At 41.3% G+C, this 15,533-nt stretch carries 19 protein-coding genes; 14 read left to right on the plus strand and 5 right to left on the minus strand.

Translation table 11 applies throughout. The features are described 5' to 3' along the window. On the minus strand, positions 1-228 hold a 228-nt coding region (locus ACO1XM_RS06590; RefSeq protein ID WP_486227101.1), incomplete at its 3' end, for a hypothetical protein. Positions 229-535: 307 nt separating this feature from the next. Here ACO1XM_RS06590 and ACO1XM_RS06595 point away from each other — a divergent pair. From ACO1XM_RS06595 to ACO1XM_RS06620, 6 genes are all read left to right on the plus strand, one after another. Then, entirely contained in the window at positions 536-823 is a 288-nt protein-coding gene (locus tag ACO1XM_RS06595; RefSeq protein WP_486227103.1) for a hypothetical protein, read from the plus strand. 73 nt (positions 824-896) lie between these two features. Next, positions 897-1,388 carry a sigma-70 family RNA polymerase sigma factor gene (locus ACO1XM_RS06600; RefSeq protein WP_486227105.1) on the plus strand — a complete coding sequence of 164 codons (492 nt, stop codon included), beginning with the start codon at positions 897-899 and terminating at the stop codon, positions 1,386-1,388. A 2-nt stretch (positions 1,389-1,390) separates the two neighbouring features. Continuing rightward, positions 1,391-1,984, plus strand: a complete 594-nt coding sequence (locus ACO1XM_RS06605; protein WP_486227107.1) for a hypothetical protein — start codon at positions 1,391-1,393, stop codon at positions 1,982-1,984. A 157-nt stretch (positions 1,985-2,141) separates the two neighbouring features. After that, complete coding sequence (locus ACO1XM_RS06610; protein ID WP_486227109.1) at positions 2,142-2,369, plus strand: hypothetical protein; 228 nt, start codon at positions 2,142-2,144, stop codon at positions 2,367-2,369. A gap of 17 nt (positions 2,370-2,386) precedes the next feature. Next, positions 2,387-2,668 carry a type II toxin-antitoxin system RelE/ParE family toxin gene (locus ACO1XM_RS06615; RefSeq protein WP_486227414.1) on the plus strand — a complete coding sequence of 94 codons (282 nt, stop codon included), beginning with the start codon at positions 2,387-2,389 and terminating at the stop codon, positions 2,666-2,668. Between the two features lie 144 nt (positions 2,669-2,812). Continuing rightward, on the plus strand, positions 2,813-3,382 hold the full coding sequence (locus ACO1XM_RS06620) for a dihydrofolate reductase family protein (protein WP_486227111.1): 570 nt from the start codon (positions 2,813-2,815) through the stop codon (positions 3,380-3,382). A 305-nt stretch (positions 3,383-3,687) separates the two neighbouring features. Here the strand turns inward: ACO1XM_RS06620 and fabD are convergent, their stop codons facing one another. The 3 genes from fabD to ACO1XM_RS06635 all read right to left on the minus strand — a co-directional run bounded on the left by fabD (position 3,688) and on the right by ACO1XM_RS06635 (position 8,017). Then, a complete protein-coding gene (gene fabD / locus ACO1XM_RS06625) occupies positions 3,688-4,563 on the minus strand; it encodes an ACP S-malonyltransferase (RefSeq protein WP_486227113.1) in 876 nt (291 codons plus the stop codon). A gap of 143 nt (positions 4,564-4,706) precedes the next feature. Next, the gene (locus ACO1XM_RS06630) at positions 4,707-5,108 is read right to left on the minus strand and encodes a thiol-disulfide oxidoreductase DCC family protein (RefSeq protein ID WP_486227115.1); all 402 of its coding nucleotides are present in this window, start codon (positions 5,106-5,108) and stop codon (positions 4,707-4,709) included. Continuing rightward, the gene (locus ACO1XM_RS06635) at positions 5,105-8,017 is read right to left on the minus strand and encodes a T9SS type B sorting domain-containing protein (protein WP_486227117.1); all 2,913 of its coding nucleotides are present in this window, start codon (positions 8,015-8,017) and stop codon (positions 5,105-5,107) included. The genes ACO1XM_RS06630 and ACO1XM_RS06635 overlap by 4 nt, the downstream gene beginning before the upstream one ends. A gap of 220 nt (positions 8,018-8,237) precedes the next feature. Between ACO1XM_RS06635 and ACO1XM_RS06640 the strand changes: the two genes are divergently transcribed. From ACO1XM_RS06640 to ACO1XM_RS06675, 8 genes are all read left to right on the plus strand, one after another. Further along, the gene (locus tag ACO1XM_RS06640; protein WP_486227119.1) at positions 8,238-8,447 is read left to right on the plus strand and encodes a hypothetical protein; all 210 of its coding nucleotides are present in this window, start codon (positions 8,238-8,240) and stop codon (positions 8,445-8,447) included. A 76-nt stretch (positions 8,448-8,523) separates the two neighbouring features. Further along, positions 8,524-8,763: a hypothetical protein gene (locus ACO1XM_RS06645; protein WP_486227121.1), complete on the plus strand. Its 240-nt coding sequence runs from the start codon at positions 8,524-8,526 to the stop codon at positions 8,761-8,763. A 64-nt stretch (positions 8,764-8,827) separates the two neighbouring features. After that, complete coding sequence (locus tag ACO1XM_RS06650) at positions 8,828-10,528, plus strand: 1-acyl-sn-glycerol-3-phosphate acyltransferase (RefSeq protein ID WP_486227123.1); 1,701 nt, start codon at positions 8,828-8,830, stop codon at positions 10,526-10,528. Next, the gene (locus tag ACO1XM_RS06655; protein ID WP_486227125.1) at positions 10,500-11,564 is read left to right on the plus strand and encodes an NAD(P)H-dependent glycerol-3-phosphate dehydrogenase; all 1,065 of its coding nucleotides are present in this window, start codon (positions 10,500-10,502) and stop codon (positions 11,562-11,564) included. The genes ACO1XM_RS06650 and ACO1XM_RS06655 overlap by 29 nt, the downstream gene beginning before the upstream one ends. Before the next feature lie 63 nt (positions 11,565-11,627). Next, positions 11,628-12,443, plus strand: a complete 816-nt coding sequence (locus ACO1XM_RS06660) for a TerC family protein (protein ID WP_486227127.1) — start codon at positions 11,628-11,630, stop codon at positions 12,441-12,443. Continuing rightward, positions 12,436-12,972, plus strand: coding sequence for a YfiT family bacillithiol transferase (locus ACO1XM_RS06665; RefSeq protein ID WP_486227129.1), 537 nt, complete (start codon positions 12,436-12,438; stop codon positions 12,970-12,972). Before ACO1XM_RS06660 ends, ACO1XM_RS06665 begins: the two co-directional genes overlap by 8 nt. Positions 12,973-12,999: 27 nt before the next feature. Beyond that, positions 13,000-13,950 (plus strand): YheT family hydrolase, encoded by a 951-nt coding sequence (locus tag ACO1XM_RS06670; RefSeq protein WP_486227131.1) that lies wholly within the window; start codon positions 13,000-13,002, stop codon positions 13,948-13,950. Then, on the plus strand, positions 13,943-14,638 hold the full coding sequence (locus ACO1XM_RS06675; RefSeq protein WP_486227133.1) for an SOS response-associated peptidase: 696 nt from the start codon (positions 13,943-13,945) through the stop codon (positions 14,636-14,638). Before ACO1XM_RS06670 ends, ACO1XM_RS06675 begins: the two co-directional genes overlap by 8 nt. 47 nt (positions 14,639-14,685) lie before the next feature. Here the strand turns inward: ACO1XM_RS06675 and ACO1XM_RS06680 are convergent, their stop codons facing one another. Continuing rightward, positions 14,686-15,480, minus strand: coding sequence for a hypothetical protein (locus ACO1XM_RS06680; RefSeq protein WP_486227135.1), 795 nt, complete (start codon positions 15,478-15,480; stop codon positions 14,686-14,688). Positions 15,481-15,533: the final 53 nt, after the last annotated feature.

Genomic DNA, 15,533 nt, shown 5'->3' on the forward strand with positions numbered 1-15,533 from the left:
GACACCTTCTATGGTCAGGCGCAGTTTACAATTATAATTAGCAATGGTAGGATCCTGCAGTCGCACGCTAAGCCAAAAGCGTTGTGAACCGATGGCAGTTAGGTCAGCCAGGTAGGGACTATAAGGTGGATTGAGTACAAGGTTGCCTTGTACGGGAAATACCTGCGCATGAACTGAAAGTGATAGCACGATCGCAATAAAAAGTAAAACATGTTTAGGTGTTGACATGTGTGCCCGCTTACTGTACAAAGAGTTTAAAGTCTGACAGGGGGCGTGTCATACGCAGCAGAAATGATCTGCTACCTTGCTTAAGTTAGTGCAGGTGTATTGTAAAAAACAATGCTCGAATGAGAGCAGAAAGTCTGAAGCTTGTTTTTCAGCGTAATTTCGAAGGGTGATGAATTTTTACGATGAAGATTGAGCTGGAGAGGATGAAGATTTTTTGGGGTAGATGGAGGTTCGAAGTTGGAGGCTCGAAGCTCGAAGTTCGATGAACAATTTTTGTTCTTTAAGTCGCTCAAACAAATCAGGTCTTATGGTGAGCCTCTTTTTTCTAAGTGATGCTGGTTGGAAAGAATCAACGAATCAGCAAATTACCGAATCAGCACATCAACCTAGATTGCTTCGTCATGCAGGCGCACTTCCCACCCTAATTCCTCGCAATGACGTGTATATTTTATTTAATTCTTTAATCACCGAATCAGCACATCAACCCATCAGCACATCACCCCAGATTGCCATAGACGTTAAAATAGCCACTTCCGCTAACAGTACACCATTAACCGCCATTTCACCAAGCAAGGGTAAGAAAATTCTAAAATAAATCTACTGAAGTGTGACTTTTTCAGTCAATCGTACACTAATAAGGCATAGAAACATAAACAGCAAAAAAAATAGTGGACAAAAGAGAAAGTTTTATAAAGGCTGTAAAAGCAAACGAGGGTTTTGTTCACAAAATTGCATCAGTCTATACTGATAATAATGAGGACAAGCACGATTTAATCCAGGAAATTCTATACCAACTTTGGAAATCCTTTGACACATTCAATCAAAAATCAAGTGTAAGCACCTGGGTGTACAGAGTGGCCTTAAATGTTTCTATTTATCAACTAAAACAATCTAAGAAAAGAGTTTCCACAATTTCTATTCATGAAGGGATGCATAATACTTTCAAAGAAGACAATACCGACTACGAAGAAAAATGGAATATTTTCAAACAGCACATTGAAAATTTAAACTTGCTCGACAAGGGAATTGTGATGCTTTATTGTGAAGACAAAAGCTATGATGAAATTGCCGAAATTATTGGGATTTCAAAAAGCAATGTTGGAACAAAGCTGCTTAGAATAAAAGAAAAATTAAAACTGCAAATCAATAAATCTTTATAACAATGGAATTAGATGATTTAAAAAATACATGGGATAAGGCTGGAAACAAAAAACAGCAACAAAATTTAACCTCCAACATAATTGACCAAATGTCACAAATAAGATATACTTCTAAAATAAATAGAATTGCTTATCCGGAAATAATTGGAAGCATAATATGCATACTCACTGCAATATTGATTGGTTTTACCTTTTACAAGTTAGAGACCATTTTTTTTCAGGCTGTTGGCATAGTAACCATTTTATTATTATTGTCAATCTCCGTAATTAGTTTTTTAAGTATTCGACAACTAAAATCATCAAACGATTTTAACCGACCATACGCAGATACGCTAAGAATGTTTGCAACGCAGAAATTAGTCTTTTATAAGTTACAAAAAATCAATATCACTTTAAGTTACTTGTTATTGGTTGTCGTCATTATTCTAATTCCCAAACTTTTTAGTGACCAGGATGTGACAGATAGCAAATATTTTTGGATGTTTTCCTTCAGCTTTGGTTACATTTTTTTATTCTATTTCTCTAAAAAAGTATCGAAGTATTATCAAAACACACTGAGAAAGTCAGAAGAATTATTAAATGAATTACCGCAATAGTCAAAAGTTATATACTTTGCTGTTCCAGATGTTCCCAAGATCATCTGGAACTTTTAATGTGCGGATTTAACATCCTTAGATAAGACTTCCGAATTACAAATTCGGAAGAGCTTAGGAGTTGAGAAATTGTTAGCTTTGTTTACTAACGCTAAATAGCATGGATATCAAATCAGAAAAAGCCCTCTTAATCAGGGAACTCGAACAAGTCGAAGATATTTCATTATTGCGGGCAATCAAGGCTATACTTCATTATGGTTTGAAAAATGAAGGAAAGATCAGTATTGAGCAGTATAATCAAGAATTGGATCAAGCAGATGCGGAAATTGATCGTGGTGAATTCATAAGCCATGAAGATTTTAAGAAGCAAGTAACCAAATGGCATTAAAATAGCAGCCAGCAATTATCTGGAACAAAAATGCTGCAACTACTTTTGAAAAAACTTATCGGTATATCAGGCAAGATTCTTTTGATAATGCAGAGAAAGTTAAGTTTGAAATAATCAAAATTATTGACAATTTGTTTGATCATCCCGAAAAATTCCCCTTGGATAAATTCAAGAAACCTAATCCAGGAAACTATCTAGCTTTTGAAAAGTATTCCCTTAGAGTTGCTTATAAGCATGATGAAAAAGAAATCCGCATTCTAAGATTTCGCCATATTAAGCGAGAGCCAAAAGAATACTAATGAAGGATTATTCAAAACTACCTCCAATTGGCGCAAGTCTTATCCCGTATTCTACTGCACACAAGCTCTCTTTAACCCAGATTAAAAATCCTTTGATAAGGCTTCCGAATTATAAATTCGGAAGAGTTAGCAAAGACAAAAAATATGAAAAAAGTAATAGCGGCTTTCAATATGATGCTTGACGGTGTTTGCGACCATACAGCAGGCATTGCAGACGAAGGACTACACCAACACTATGCCGACCTGATCAATAATGCAGGCGTACTTGTATACGGACGAACAACCTACGAGCTTATGCAGTTTTGGCAAACTCTCTTGCAAAATCCTTCAGGTGAAAAATCAATGGATGACTTTGCCGTTTCAATAGATAACATTCAAAAAATTATTTTTTCCAATACACTTAAAGAAACCGCTTGGGACAGTGCACGATTGGCCGATAAACCTCTTAACGAGGAGATTTTAGCACTTAAACAGCAAGCAGGAAAAGACATACTGGTAGGAAGTCGGAGTTTAATTATTCAACTTTTAAACGACAACCTGATTGACGAGCTTCAAATTTGTATTCACCCGATCCTAGAAGGAAAAGGGATGTTACTATTTGACCAAATTAAGCAAAGAATCGCCTTGAAACTCCTGAAGACAAAAACATTAAACTCGGGTGCAGTCGTATTGTATTATGAACCTGTACGAGCGGACGCAAGTCTTCAGCCCTAAGTGAAAGCATGTACGGAATTTGTGCTCCATTTTAATATACACAAGTTCATTGTAACCGGATTTAAATCCGGCATTATTCGTAGTTCGAGATGCGCTTCGCTAAACTGTACAATAGCTATAACAATCGGTCTGACCGCTGTATACAATAACAAGAAGCGGTCTGACCGGTCGCTGTTGTTGAACCAAAATCAATTTTTAAAATCGCTGGAAACATCTCGAACAGCGGGGCAAGAAAAACCACACATAAAAAAATCAGCGCCCCTTCCGAAACGCTGATTTAAGTTTTATCAAATCATCAAATCGATTTAAAGACTCGCCACTTCTGCCTCCGGTGAAATTTTCTTTACTAAACCTTGTAACACTTTTCCAGGACCACATTCTATATAAGTCTTTGCTCCGTCTGCTGTCATCTGTTGTACGGATTGTGTCCAACGCACGGGTGCTGTTAATTGCGACACTAGATTTTTCTTGATGGCTGCTACATCCGTTGAAGGCTTTGCATTTACATTTTGGTAAACCGCACAACGTGGCTGACTAAAATGAGTGGCTTCAATGGCTGCTGCTAATTCTTCTCTGGCTGGCTCCATCAAGGGTGAGTGAAAAGCGCCACCCACTTGCAATACCATAGCACGTTTGGCACCTGCTGCCTTCATTTTTTCACAGGCGATTTCTATACCTTTCAGTGACCCGGAAATTACTAACTGGCCCGGGCAATTATAATTGGCTGCTACTACTATCTCTTCTTTAATCGATGCGCAAACTTCTTCTACAACAGCGTCATCTAAACCAAGAATGGCTGCCATGGTGGAAGGATTTATTTCGCAGGCACGCTGCATGGCCAGAGCACGTTTGCTTACCAGCGTTAAACCATCTTTAAAAGATAAAGCTCCGTTGGCAACCAACGAGGAAAATTCACCTAATGAATGTCCCGCCACCATATCAGGGGCGAATGCATTGCTTGACAACGCTACGGCTACTGAATGAATAAAGACTGCAGGCTGTGTTACTTTGGTCTGCTTTAACTCATCGGCAGTACCATTAAACATGACTGACTTAATATCAAAGCCAAGGATGTCATTGGCTTCATCAAAAAGATTTTTAGTTGCGGTGCTGGACTCATACAAGTCTTTACCCATTCCGGTAAATTGTGCACCCTGCCCTGGAAAAATGTATGCTTTCATCTGTAAATAATTTTAATTGTAAAGACAGATAAAACCTTGCTGTTTTCATTACCCTGTGTGGGGAATTCATTCACGCCCGGTTTCATGTGCTTTAAGCCTGGGTTTGTATTAGGCCTGCAAATTAAGCATGAATTTTTAATTCACTAATCCAGAAAACGATTCTTCCACTCGGGTGAGGGAATCATACAAGCATCTTTCTTACCAAAAAACCTGTACCGATTGCGCGAAATCCAATCGTAAATGCCATCGCGTATAAACCTGGGTATAATTATAAAAGCATAGAACAATGGCCAGGCACCTGATAATCTTCGGGCAATTGTTAAGGCCGCTGTACTCTGCGAAAACCACTTATCGTTCTGCAACAGAATAATGGTTTCTACACTTGTGTTTACTTTATATTTTGACAGTAAAGTTTTGCCAGCTTCTGATTGAAGTGAGGCAAAAACGAATTGTTTTTTATTATCTCTTTTTAGAATAAATTGAACAGCTCCACTGCATAAATTGCAGACGCCATCAAAAAGTATAATGGATTTTTCTGTTGTCACCTGATGAGATGTACCCAACCTTTAATCGTCTGAATTCGATTGTCAGGATTAATTACATTAAAGGTAACGTCAGCTGCGTAGTAGTATACTCCTGAGTTCAATAGTCTGCCACTGTTATCGCGGCCATCCCAGTCTATATAAATTGTTTTATCTACGCTGTCGCCTTCAACAGATTCATAGGTATATACTTCAACACCCCAGCGGTTATATACCCTGAACAAAACTTTTTCCACAAAGCGGGCACATCTTGTTTTATCAACAGGCTGACAATTTATGCCACCACCATTGGGTATCTCCTCTCCGCCTCCATCGCGGTCACTAAAAGCACTGAATAAATCATTGCAGCCATCGCCATTGGGTGTAAATACATTAGGCAATTCGTAATACGGACAGTTGTCGTTGCAAATGGCTTCGCTCAATTCGCTCTCATTTCCGGAACGATCTACTACAGAAATTTTATAACACCTGGCAAATGAGGTCAGGTTATTGTCAACAAAAACGGTGTCTCTGGTAAAAGTTTGTCCATTAATTAATACTGGCTGAAACTCTCCGTTACTTTCATTGGCAACGTAAACACGATAACCCAATACATCGCCTTCACATTCTGTGGTGGTTACACGGTTCCACCTTATTTCATTGCTGAAAGTATTTATCCGACAAGTCGACTGATCTGCAAAAAATTCTTCGCAGGGTCTGATGCTGGCCAACACTGGTGCAGGCACACAAACGGGTGGTTCGTCATCTGCGGGTCGAGCACAAACTATCTGTGAGTAATTTTCTAAAGGTTCAGTTATGGCCGGGTTTCCATAGGTACCTCTTGTCATGATACGGTAACAATACTCTTCGTCTTCAGACAAAGGCGGCCCTCCTTCTGCAGGATCGGAGTAGATGAAACCATTAACGCTAACATTTACCTGTTGATATAAAACCAACCCTGAGCTTTCTGTCGAGCCTTCTCCTCCTCTGTAAATATCATGTAAAGGAAAATTCTGCGACAAATTTGACCAGGGTGTAAATGCCTGCCAGCTTAAGTCTAAACGCTGATCACCTGATTCCACTTCCAATCGTACCATACTGGCAGCGGCTGACGTGTCTACCGGAGCGATAGCAGGATTATTGATTGTCGCTGAGTAAAGTACTACGTGATAGCTGTAAATTTTATCTACGGTATTGAGGGCATTGTCTACAGCAGTTGTATCTGATGTAGTGCCTGAGTTAACTGCCACCCAAGGCAGTGACCCTGTGAAACCCTCTGATCTCCATACTTTGTATTGGTATGGCGGAGGAAACTGCACCTGATCAATTTCAAAAGGTTTGCGCCAGCTGATTCTTATTTGTCCATCATTTCCACTGGTCTTCTCAACAGTTACATGCGTAATAACAGGTGCATCGGCTATGATAGGATCAATGCAAAGCTCTTCTGACATATAACTTTCACCTCCTCGTGGCAGGGGGAAAAGCGCAACAAGTCTGTAACAATATTCAGCACCAACTGCCAATCCTGCACCACGGTTGGTGTCGGTATAGCTAATGGACGAGGCTGGTACTTCTGCAATCATTTCATAGCCGAGCCCGGGCGAAATACCTGTTTCGCAATTTGCTGGTGTATAGGCAAAAGAATCTACACGCCTCCATACCTGAATAGTGGATGCGTTCTGGCAAGTGTATTCATCCCAGTCTAGTTTTACATGCCTTTTGGCAAAGTCGACCGTTGCCTGATTCCATTCCGGAGCAGGGCCGACAACTTTAACAAACCATGTTTTAAAAGTAACAAGGTTGGGTTGCCCGTTATCAGTGACTTTAAATACAATCTGATAAGGTTGATCTTTTACATGCTCGCAAACAGTTTCCCATTCAAATGTTAACTCAGCGGGATTAGGAACAACCGGTTGAAAAACTGCAGGATTAGGAGATACCCTGGCCGGACTGATAAAGGTTGAACCAAACAATTCGCTAAAGGCTTCAATCTTAACATTGTTGTTATCAATGTCAATACCAAAAATAGTAACGTTAAGGGTTGTACCTGCTACAACGCATGTATCGCTGGGTATGATCAAATCCGGGCGTTCATTATCACACTCATCAATAACAATTTGCATGTCGCGTCTTACATAACCAATTTCCACCCATTCACCCGCTATCTCTCTCCACTCTACTATGTGAAAGGCAATGTTAAATTCACCTCTTATTCCCGGTGCATCCCAGGTTATTGTTCCTGTTATCGGATTAATGGCGAAGGTTGGCGGTCCACTCTGATTCTCATTAGCAGTATTATAATTACCAGTATAAAAATCAGTGTTATTAGGATCTCTGTAACCTGTCACTACGGTATTGCGATCCCTGAAAGGTATAACCATTTCATAAGATAAACTGTCTCCGTCCGGATCGAAAGCACCTGGGTTGTGCTGGAAAGCAACACCTGTACAACCCTTGTCTACTGGTGCAATTAATAACTTGGGACTATTGTTACACCCAAAGAAAGGGTCTGTATTGATTTCTGTTTCTATATAAAAGGTAGTGAGCACAGAGTTAACCATGTTTAGCACACCGATATTTCTGTTGGGCTCCTTGTACGAAATCAAATAACGGCCTGAGCCACCATAAGTATGCTGTGTGGTAAAAGAGGCAACACCAATGTTGAGTCCAAGATCGGGTCTGGCAGTACTGGGTGTTTCCGGAATAATAATTCTGGTGCCATCTCCAAAATCAAGCACATCCAAACCGTCTGACTGCCTGCCCCCAAAAACAACGGTCGATTCAGTATCTGTATAAACTGTAACAGTGATGGTAAAAGTTAAAGCTGCACAATTATCGCGCACTACTGTGATTTCTCCTGCACGCAAATGGGTTGCGTGGGCAGTAATTGCACTACTCAGTACAAGTAGAAAAACTATTAAAAATCGAGACATTGCCATGTGTGCTTTGCAAATAAATTGCCGGAACAGGTTACAAGATATAACTCTAAACGCTTTTAACGAAACTCTTGTTAGAAACGATAAGTTTCTTCTGATCGTCTATTCCTCGAAAAACTTTTTTGAAATATCATTTTGTTGATAATCTGTATGGAAAAAATGCTTTCAATCGTTATCTTGGCAGATAATAACCTAAACTAGTCATTTTTTAGACTTCATGAATTCTGAAAAAGAAAGCCTTCGCAAGCGCGAATTGGAGGTGCAACGACTGATGAGACAAATGAAGTTTGATGAACTTCAGAAAAGTCAGGTATACCGCAATTTGGAGCACGAGCTACAGAAGATTCAACAAAACCTGAATTCCCTTGCAGAACAGGGAAATTTCTCACCAACAAGCGCGAGCTACTCCGACAGCGATCGAAAGTAGTAGAATCCGAAATCCACCTTATTTCCTAAAAACCAATTAGAAATCTCATCTTTGCGCGCAATCCGGTTTTATAAACATGAGAGTTTTAAAGGAAATACCAACCCCGCACTACAAAATAACCCTATACGCCTGGAACAACCGTTACATCATTAAACTTGAACAAGGCCTGCTGGAGCAAACCTTTAAAGTGAATGAATTTGATGTAACCAGCGAGGCTGATATTGAGAAAATGATTGATGAAACCTTCATTAAAGAGGCTATGGAGCGATTTAACACCATGTCGCGCTCATTAGGAGAAGCCCTGAACAGGGTATAATTAAGACCAAAGGCTCCAATTCCAATGGTAGAATTGTGTTATTTTGCGCACCCAATAGCTGGCGATGGATATTCAGGAAAAGAAGAATAAGAATAAGAAGTACAAGCCAATTTTGGAGGGTATTCCCGATTGGCCTGTCTATAAACTCAGTAAAAACAGAAAGGAATTTATTGAAGAAGTAGCACAAAAGTCCTTTAACAGGGTTAAGGAACTTCGTGCCTCCACTAAACAATTGGTGGACGAACTCGAGGCTACCGTGTACCGGGAACAGCAACGCATGAAGCGAAACCGCTGGCGTGCCGACCCAGTAGACGAACCTAAATTCTGGAGCAAAGTAAAAGAAGATCTTCAAGTTCTTGCGGGTAAGTCTGAGGCTGAACAGCAGGAAAAGGCCAATGAAATTCTCAAACGAATAGTATCGCGTTACGCAGATGAAATTGCTGGTAATTTCAAGCCAAGCAGATACCGTTTTGCGCGCGAGGTAATTAAATTTTGGTTTGCCCGCTTGTTAAATGGCGCCCGGGTAAAAAAATTTGGAGCCTTCTGGCGCAACCAATACACCCTACGCGATAAAATCCATATTGTTGGAAAAGTAAAGCAGTTGCGAAGGCTAGCCCGTAAGGGCACCGTTGTTATGGTGCCCACGCATTTCAGTAACCTGGACTCTATCCTGATCGGATGGGTAATTCATTCCCTGGGCTTACCTGCTTTTATTTATGGTGCAGGACTAAACCTGTTCAACATTAAAATATTCGCCTACTTCATGAACAGTCTGGGTGCGTATAAGGTAGACCGCAGAAAAAAGAACATGCCCTACCTTGAAACACTCAAGCTCTATTCAACACTGGCTTTGCAAAAAGGCGCGCATAGCTTATTCTTTCCGGGAGGTACACGCTCACGGTCAGGTATGATCGAAAAACAGCTTAAGCTTGGCTTGCTGTCTTCAACTGTTGAAGCACAACGCGATGCCTATATGAATGCCTCACCGGGAGAAGAGGTTAGAAAAATTTTTATTGTACCCGTCACACTCAATTACCATTTTGTGCTGGAAGCCCCCGACCTTGTGGAAGATTATCTCTCTTCTAAAGGGCAGGATCGCTACATGCCTGAGCAAGATCGTTATGGCAGCTGGCAGCTCATTCAGTTTATGTTTAAATTCTTTACCAAAGGCTCGAGCATTTCGGTGTCTATTGGCAAAGGGCTCGACATCATGGGTAATTATGTGGATGACGAGGGCAACAGCATAGATGAGCATGGTAGACCGATCGATACCAGAGATTATTTTATAACCAACGGCCAGCTTTCAGCAGACAGACAGCGTGAAGATGAGTATACCCGTATGCTCAGCCAAAAAATTGTAAGTGAATATCACCGAATCAATCGTGTTTTTGCCAGCCACTTGGTGGCCTTTGTTGCATTTACCATGTGGCAAAAGCGACATCCTAAACTTGACCTCTTCAGCTTGTTACGCTTGCCTGAAGAAGACCTCGCATTGCCTTATGAAGAATTTCGCGATACCTGTAAGCGTGTGCGCAAGCAGATATACAGAATGAAAATCGAAAACAAAGTCAATATCGCCTCTCACCTGAAAGGTGATATTGATGAGGTGATTAAACGCGGACTTTACAACGTAGGTATATTTCACTTAAAACGCCCCTTACTCCGCAACCGTGATGGCAACATCATCACGCGCGATCTGAACGTATTGTATTATTATCACAACCGCCTGGTAGGATATGAACTCGATAAATTTATCGGACAATAAGCCTGTGGGCGTTATCGGTGCCGGTAACTTCGGCTCAGCTGTTGCCAATTTACTGGCAAGGCAGCGTCCTGTATTGCTGTATGCGAGAGATCCTGAGGTTGTTCATCGCATCAATACAACCCGCGATAACCGGGGGCATATCATAGACAAAAACATAACTGCTGTTAGTGACCTGGCCCAGGTGGCTGCAGCATGCGATGTTATTTTCCCTATTATTCCTTCATCACATTTTCGTTCTGTTATTCGCAGCCTCTCGCCACACCTGCACCCATATCATATTTTAATTCATGGTACCAAAGGCTTCGACATTACTCTGCCCAAGCACAATACCATTGAGGACATAGAAAAGCTCAACAGGCATCAGGTTAAAACCATGAGCGAAGTCATTCGCGAAGAAAGTGCTGTAGTACGGGTAGGTTGCCTGGCTGGTCCTAATCTTTCAAAAGAGTTGGCAGCCCAACATCCGGCAGCTACGGTAATTGCCAGCCCTTTTAATGAGGTAATTGAGCTGGGTAAAAAACTATTGCGCAACGACTACTTTCAGGTTTATGGCAATAACGATTTAACCGGTGTTGAGCTTGCCGGTGTATTAAAGAACGTAATCGCCATTGCTTCGGGCGCGCTTAGCGGATTGGGCTATGGTGAAAATGCAAGGGGCTTACTGATCAGCCGGGGTGTAGTTGAAATGATCTACCTGGGGCGCGCCTTGGGTGGTAATACTAAAGCATTTTTAGGGGTTGCCGGCATAGGCGATCTGGTTACTACCTGCAATAGTTCATTGAGTCGCAACTTTCAGGTGGGCCATAAATTAGCCCAGGGCAAGACTTTACAGGATATATTGAATGAGACAGATGAGGTAGCGGAGGGTATCAATACAATAAGAATTGCAAAAAAATGTGCCGATTACTACCAGGTAAAAGCACCCATTACCCATGCACTTTATCGCGTTTTATTCGAAAAACTAACAGTTCAGCAAGCTTTGCAATACCTGATGCGTTACCCCCTTAATGTCGACATTGACTTTCTGGACAAGTAACATTTGAGGGTTACATTTCTTATTCTAATTTAGCGTAGTAAACCAACCCGTTTCCTCTCAACCATGGAAATTTTCTTAACAGCCGAGGCCTGGCTAGCCCTAGTAACACTTACCTTTTTTGAGGTAGTGCTCGGCATCGATAACATTATTTTTATTTCAATTGTATCCAACAAACTCCCTATTGAGCAGCGAGCCAAAACGCGCAATATGGGCTTAGCATTAGCCATGATCGTTCGTATTATGCTCTTGCTGGGTATTACCTGGGTCATCACTTTTACTGAACCTCTATTCTTCCTGTCAGATATACTGGGGAATGGTTTAGTAGATCGATTCATTGGTCATGATCACCCCTTTAGTGGACGTGACCTGATACTTATGTTTGGTGGACTTTTTCTCATTGCAAAAAGTACCCGAGAAATGAACCATGAAGTAGAGGGTGACGATGAAGAGGGTGAAATACAGGCAAAGGCTACTAAAAGTATCACCAATGTGATCATTCAGATCATTTTGCTAGACATTATCTTCTCTTTCGATTCTATCCTTACAGCTGTGGGCCTGACACAGGAAATACTAATCATGGTGATTGCGGTGGTGATCTCCATTGGTATCATGATGGTGTTCTCCGGCAGAATTAGTGATTATATTCACAAACATCCATCGCTGGAAGTATTGGCCTTAGGTTTCCTGATCCTCATTGGTTTTATGCTCTTTCTGGAAGGATTGGAGTATGATATACCAAAAGGCTATATATACTTTGCCGTTGTCTTCTCTCTGCTGATTGAAATGTTCAATATCCGTGTGCGTAACCGAAGGGAAAAAGCCAAGCAAAAATTAAAAGCTGAAAAAGCACTGGCTAAAGAAGCTAAGACGCATGCTTGACATTGATCAACTACGGTACCCTATTGGCAAATTTGCACCACAGCCATCTTATACCAAAGAGGAAAAGAAAAGGCTGATTGCTGATATTGCTGAGCTGCCCGCTCAACTAGCGGAGGCTGTAAAACATTTTTCGAAAGAACAATTCGCGACACCCTATCGGGATGGAGGCTGGTCTGTACAACAACTGATTCACCACATTGCTGACAGCCACATGCATTCTTACATACGCTTTAAATGGACGCTTACAGAAGAGAAGCCTGTTATTAAAGCGTATGAAGAAAAGACCTGGGCAGAAACTATTGACAATCAACTCGACCCGGCTCTATCATTGGCATTCATTACTGCTTTCCATGCAAAGTGGTCAGCCATGCTCAGCTTACTTCCTGAAGAAGCCTGGCAACGAAGTTTTATTCATCCACAAACACAAAAAGAAATCAACCTGGAGCGTATGCTTGCCTTGTATGCGTGGCATGGCAAACATCACCTGGCCCATATTACATCTCTTAAAGAAAGAATGAAATGGTCTTGAGTAAAAAATATTTTATTTTAATATAAGTTGATAAAATTTAATAGTTACCAGCGTCCACCACTATTTTTTCATCCTCACGTTGAAACTATTTTTCCTTCGCTGTTCAGAACAGTAACCCTCAAGCCCTACCAGCGTGAACGCATCACAACACCTGATGATGATTTCCTGGATTTAGATTGGCTGAAACAAGGATCAGAAAAACTTGTCATTATCTCGCATGGCCTTGAAGGCAATACAGAGAGAGCCTATATGAAGGGCATGGCTAAGATTTTTTACAATCAAGACTACGATGTACTCACCTGGAACTACCGTGGCTGCAGTGAAGAAATGAATAAGCAAAGACGTTTCTACCATAGTGGCGCTACCGATGATCTGGATGTTGTGGTGCAACATGCACTTGCTCAATCTTATCAGGAGATCACACTGATTGGATTTAGTCTTGGTGGAAACTTAACATTAAAATACCTGGGTGAAAACAAAAGAGATGAACGCATTCGCAGAAGTGTTGTATTCTCTGTACCCATGCATTTACATTCCAGCTGCGTACAACTAGCGATGCCATCAAATCGCTTATATGTAAACAGGTTTTTAAAAACACTCAAACAAAAGGTAAAAGACAAAGCTGCTTTACGCAACGACCTTGACGTTAGTCGCATAGATCAGATAAATGACTTGCAAAGCTTTGATGACCAGTATACTTCTGTATTGCATGGCTATCGCGATGCTGTTGATTATTACACACAGTGCAGCTCAATCCACTTTGCAGAATTTATTCAAATACCCACATTGATTGTCAATGCCAAAAACGATCCTTTTTTAAGTGAAGCCTGCTTTCCAATTCAACTGTTTAAACAGCACCCCTTGGTTCGGTTAGAAGTAACTGACAAAGGTGGACATGTTGGTTTTGCGCAGTTCAATAAAAAGAATGTATTTTGGAGCGAAGAACGAGCTCTTCATTTTGTACAACACCATGATTGAACGCTACACCCTAACCGCCACCCGTGAACAACTGCAGCAGCGCTTTGGGGTAGATGTGCCTGAATTTTATAAACCTCTGTACAACGCAGGGCCTACGCATTTGCTGCCCGTAATATTACAAGGCTCGGCCGGTATTTCTTTTTTTTACTGGGGTACACCTCCCGAATGGGCCAAAAACAAACACGTTAGTGAAAAGCTTATCAATATAAGGGCTGAGAGCTTTGGCGAGCGCCCAGCCATGCGCAAAACACTCAAACGCTATCGTTGCCTAATTCCTGCGGATGGATTCTATGCCTGGAAAAGGGTTGGTAAGAAAACACTCATTCCTCACCGCTTTATTATTACAGATAAGAGTGCCATTTCATTTGCCGGTATCTGGGAAGAGTTTGAAGACAATGAAGGGCAGACGCATCATACCTTTATGCTGATTACAACACAGGCAAACTCATTGGTACACACCATGAACGAACGTATGCCTTTGATTTTTGAAAAAGCGCAGGAGCAAATATGGATGGATGCCGATGCCAGTGAAGAAGCTTTACTCGCATTGTTTAAAGCGTATCCGGAAAGTAAAATGAGTCTGTATACAGTGTCTCCAAGGATTAATGATAACACATTGAATGTACCTTCATTAATTATTGCTACACCGCCAGCCGACCAGTTCGGTAATCTTACTTTGTTTGATTGACACTCGAAGCTAGATGCTCGTAGCTAGCAACTCAAATCAGCATATCATCAAAACCCGTCATCTTCATCCTCCTCTTCTTTCTTAGCAGGTGTTGGCGTTGTCTCAACTGGTTTCTTCTCTTTCTTCTTCTTTACTTTCTTTGACTTACCGCTATTGGGTAATATGGTTGCCGAAGTTGTGCCTTCATAACCTTCTACGCTATCAGCCTTTGCTTTCGATTTCTTGAATAAACCTCCGCCACCTTCACGTTTAGTTTTTCCTTTGGCTTTCGGCTCATCCTTTTTCTCACCTTTCGCCTCCATGGCAGCCAGCTTAGCATCCGGTAATACAAGCACATGGCGCAAATACCACATGTAGTTATCCTGATCGTTGTTATAACCAAGGGTATCTACCCAGTATTGTCTTTTATTATTATCGTACTTCAATACCCTGATCTCAGCATCTTTAGAAATCTTATATTCTTCCACCGTAGCAAGGGTATCAATACGCACCACAGCGGTACTGTCGTTTACATTACGTTCGGCCATGGAAAAAGCTTCCTCCGGCCGCTGATATCCTTCTTTTAAAGAATCCGGCACTGCTACCCACACGGCTTTCTTCTCCACTGTTTGGATGGCCCTTTCTCTTTTTTTATACGTGGTAGGTTCAATAATCAAGAATTTCGACTTACTGGCCGCGTACACTTTGGGGGCAGAATCATTCACAAAATAGCTGAATTTCTTGCGCAAAGCGTCTTTATCATGAATGTAAGCACTTTGATAGGCAGGACAAGTCATCGGCTGGTAGGCACAGCTACTCAGCAGGGTGGTGAGTCCAACAATGACGAAAAGGCCCCTAAACATGAATTGGTTAATGCTTAAGCTATCAAAATTAAGGAAATAACTGAGAAATCCGA

This window comes from Chryseotalea sp. (assembly GCF_057350905.1).

Bases quoted from the DNA above. Each gene is read 5' to 3' on its own strand.
- ACO1XM_RS06595 (WP_486227103.1), top strand. From the start codon at position 536: ATGGTGAGCCTCTTTTTTCTAAGTGATGCTGGTTGGAAAGAATCAACG.
- ACO1XM_RS06605 (WP_486227107.1), top strand. From the start codon at position 1,391: ATGGAATTAGATGATTTAAAAAATACATGGGATAAGGCTGGAAACAAA.
- ACO1XM_RS06610 (WP_486227109.1), top strand. From the start codon at position 2,142: ATGGATATCAAATCAGAAAAAGCCCTCTTAATCAGGGAACTCGAACAA.
- ACO1XM_RS06620 (WP_486227111.1), top strand. From the start codon at position 2,813: ATGAAAAAAGTAATAGCGGCTTTCAATATGATGCTTGACGGTGTTTGC.
- fabD (WP_486227113.1), bottom strand. From the start codon at position 4,563: ATGAAAGCATACATTTTTCCAGGGCAGGGTGCACAATTTACCGGAATG.
- ACO1XM_RS06635 (WP_486227117.1), bottom strand. From the start codon at position 8,017: ATGTCTCGATTTTTAATAGTTTTTCTACTTGTACTGAGTAGTGCAATT.
- ACO1XM_RS06640 (WP_486227119.1), top strand. From the start codon at position 8,238: ATGAATTCTGAAAAAGAAAGCCTTCGCAAGCGCGAATTGGAGGTGCAA.
- ACO1XM_RS06645 (WP_486227121.1), top strand. From the start codon at position 8,524: ATGAGAGTTTTAAAGGAAATACCAACCCCGCACTACAAAATAACCCTA.
- ACO1XM_RS06650 (WP_486227123.1), top strand. From the start codon at position 8,828: ATGGATATTCAGGAAAAGAAGAATAAGAATAAGAAGTACAAGCCAATT.
- ACO1XM_RS06655 (WP_486227125.1), top strand. From the start codon at position 10,500: ATGAACTCGATAAATTTATCGGACAATAAGCCTGTGGGCGTTATCGGT.
- ACO1XM_RS06660 (WP_486227127.1), top strand. From the start codon at position 11,628: ATGGAAATTTTCTTAACAGCCGAGGCCTGGCTAGCCCTAGTAACACTT.
- ACO1XM_RS06665 (WP_486227129.1), top strand. From the start codon at position 12,436: ATGCTTGACATTGATCAACTACGGTACCCTATTGGCAAATTTGCACCA.
- ACO1XM_RS06675 (WP_486227133.1), top strand. From the start codon at position 13,943: ATGATTGAACGCTACACCCTAACCGCCACCCGTGAACAACTGCAGCAG.
- ACO1XM_RS06680 (WP_486227135.1), bottom strand. From the start codon at position 15,480: ATGTTTAGGGGCCTTTTCGTCATTGTTGGACTCACCACCCTGCTGAGT.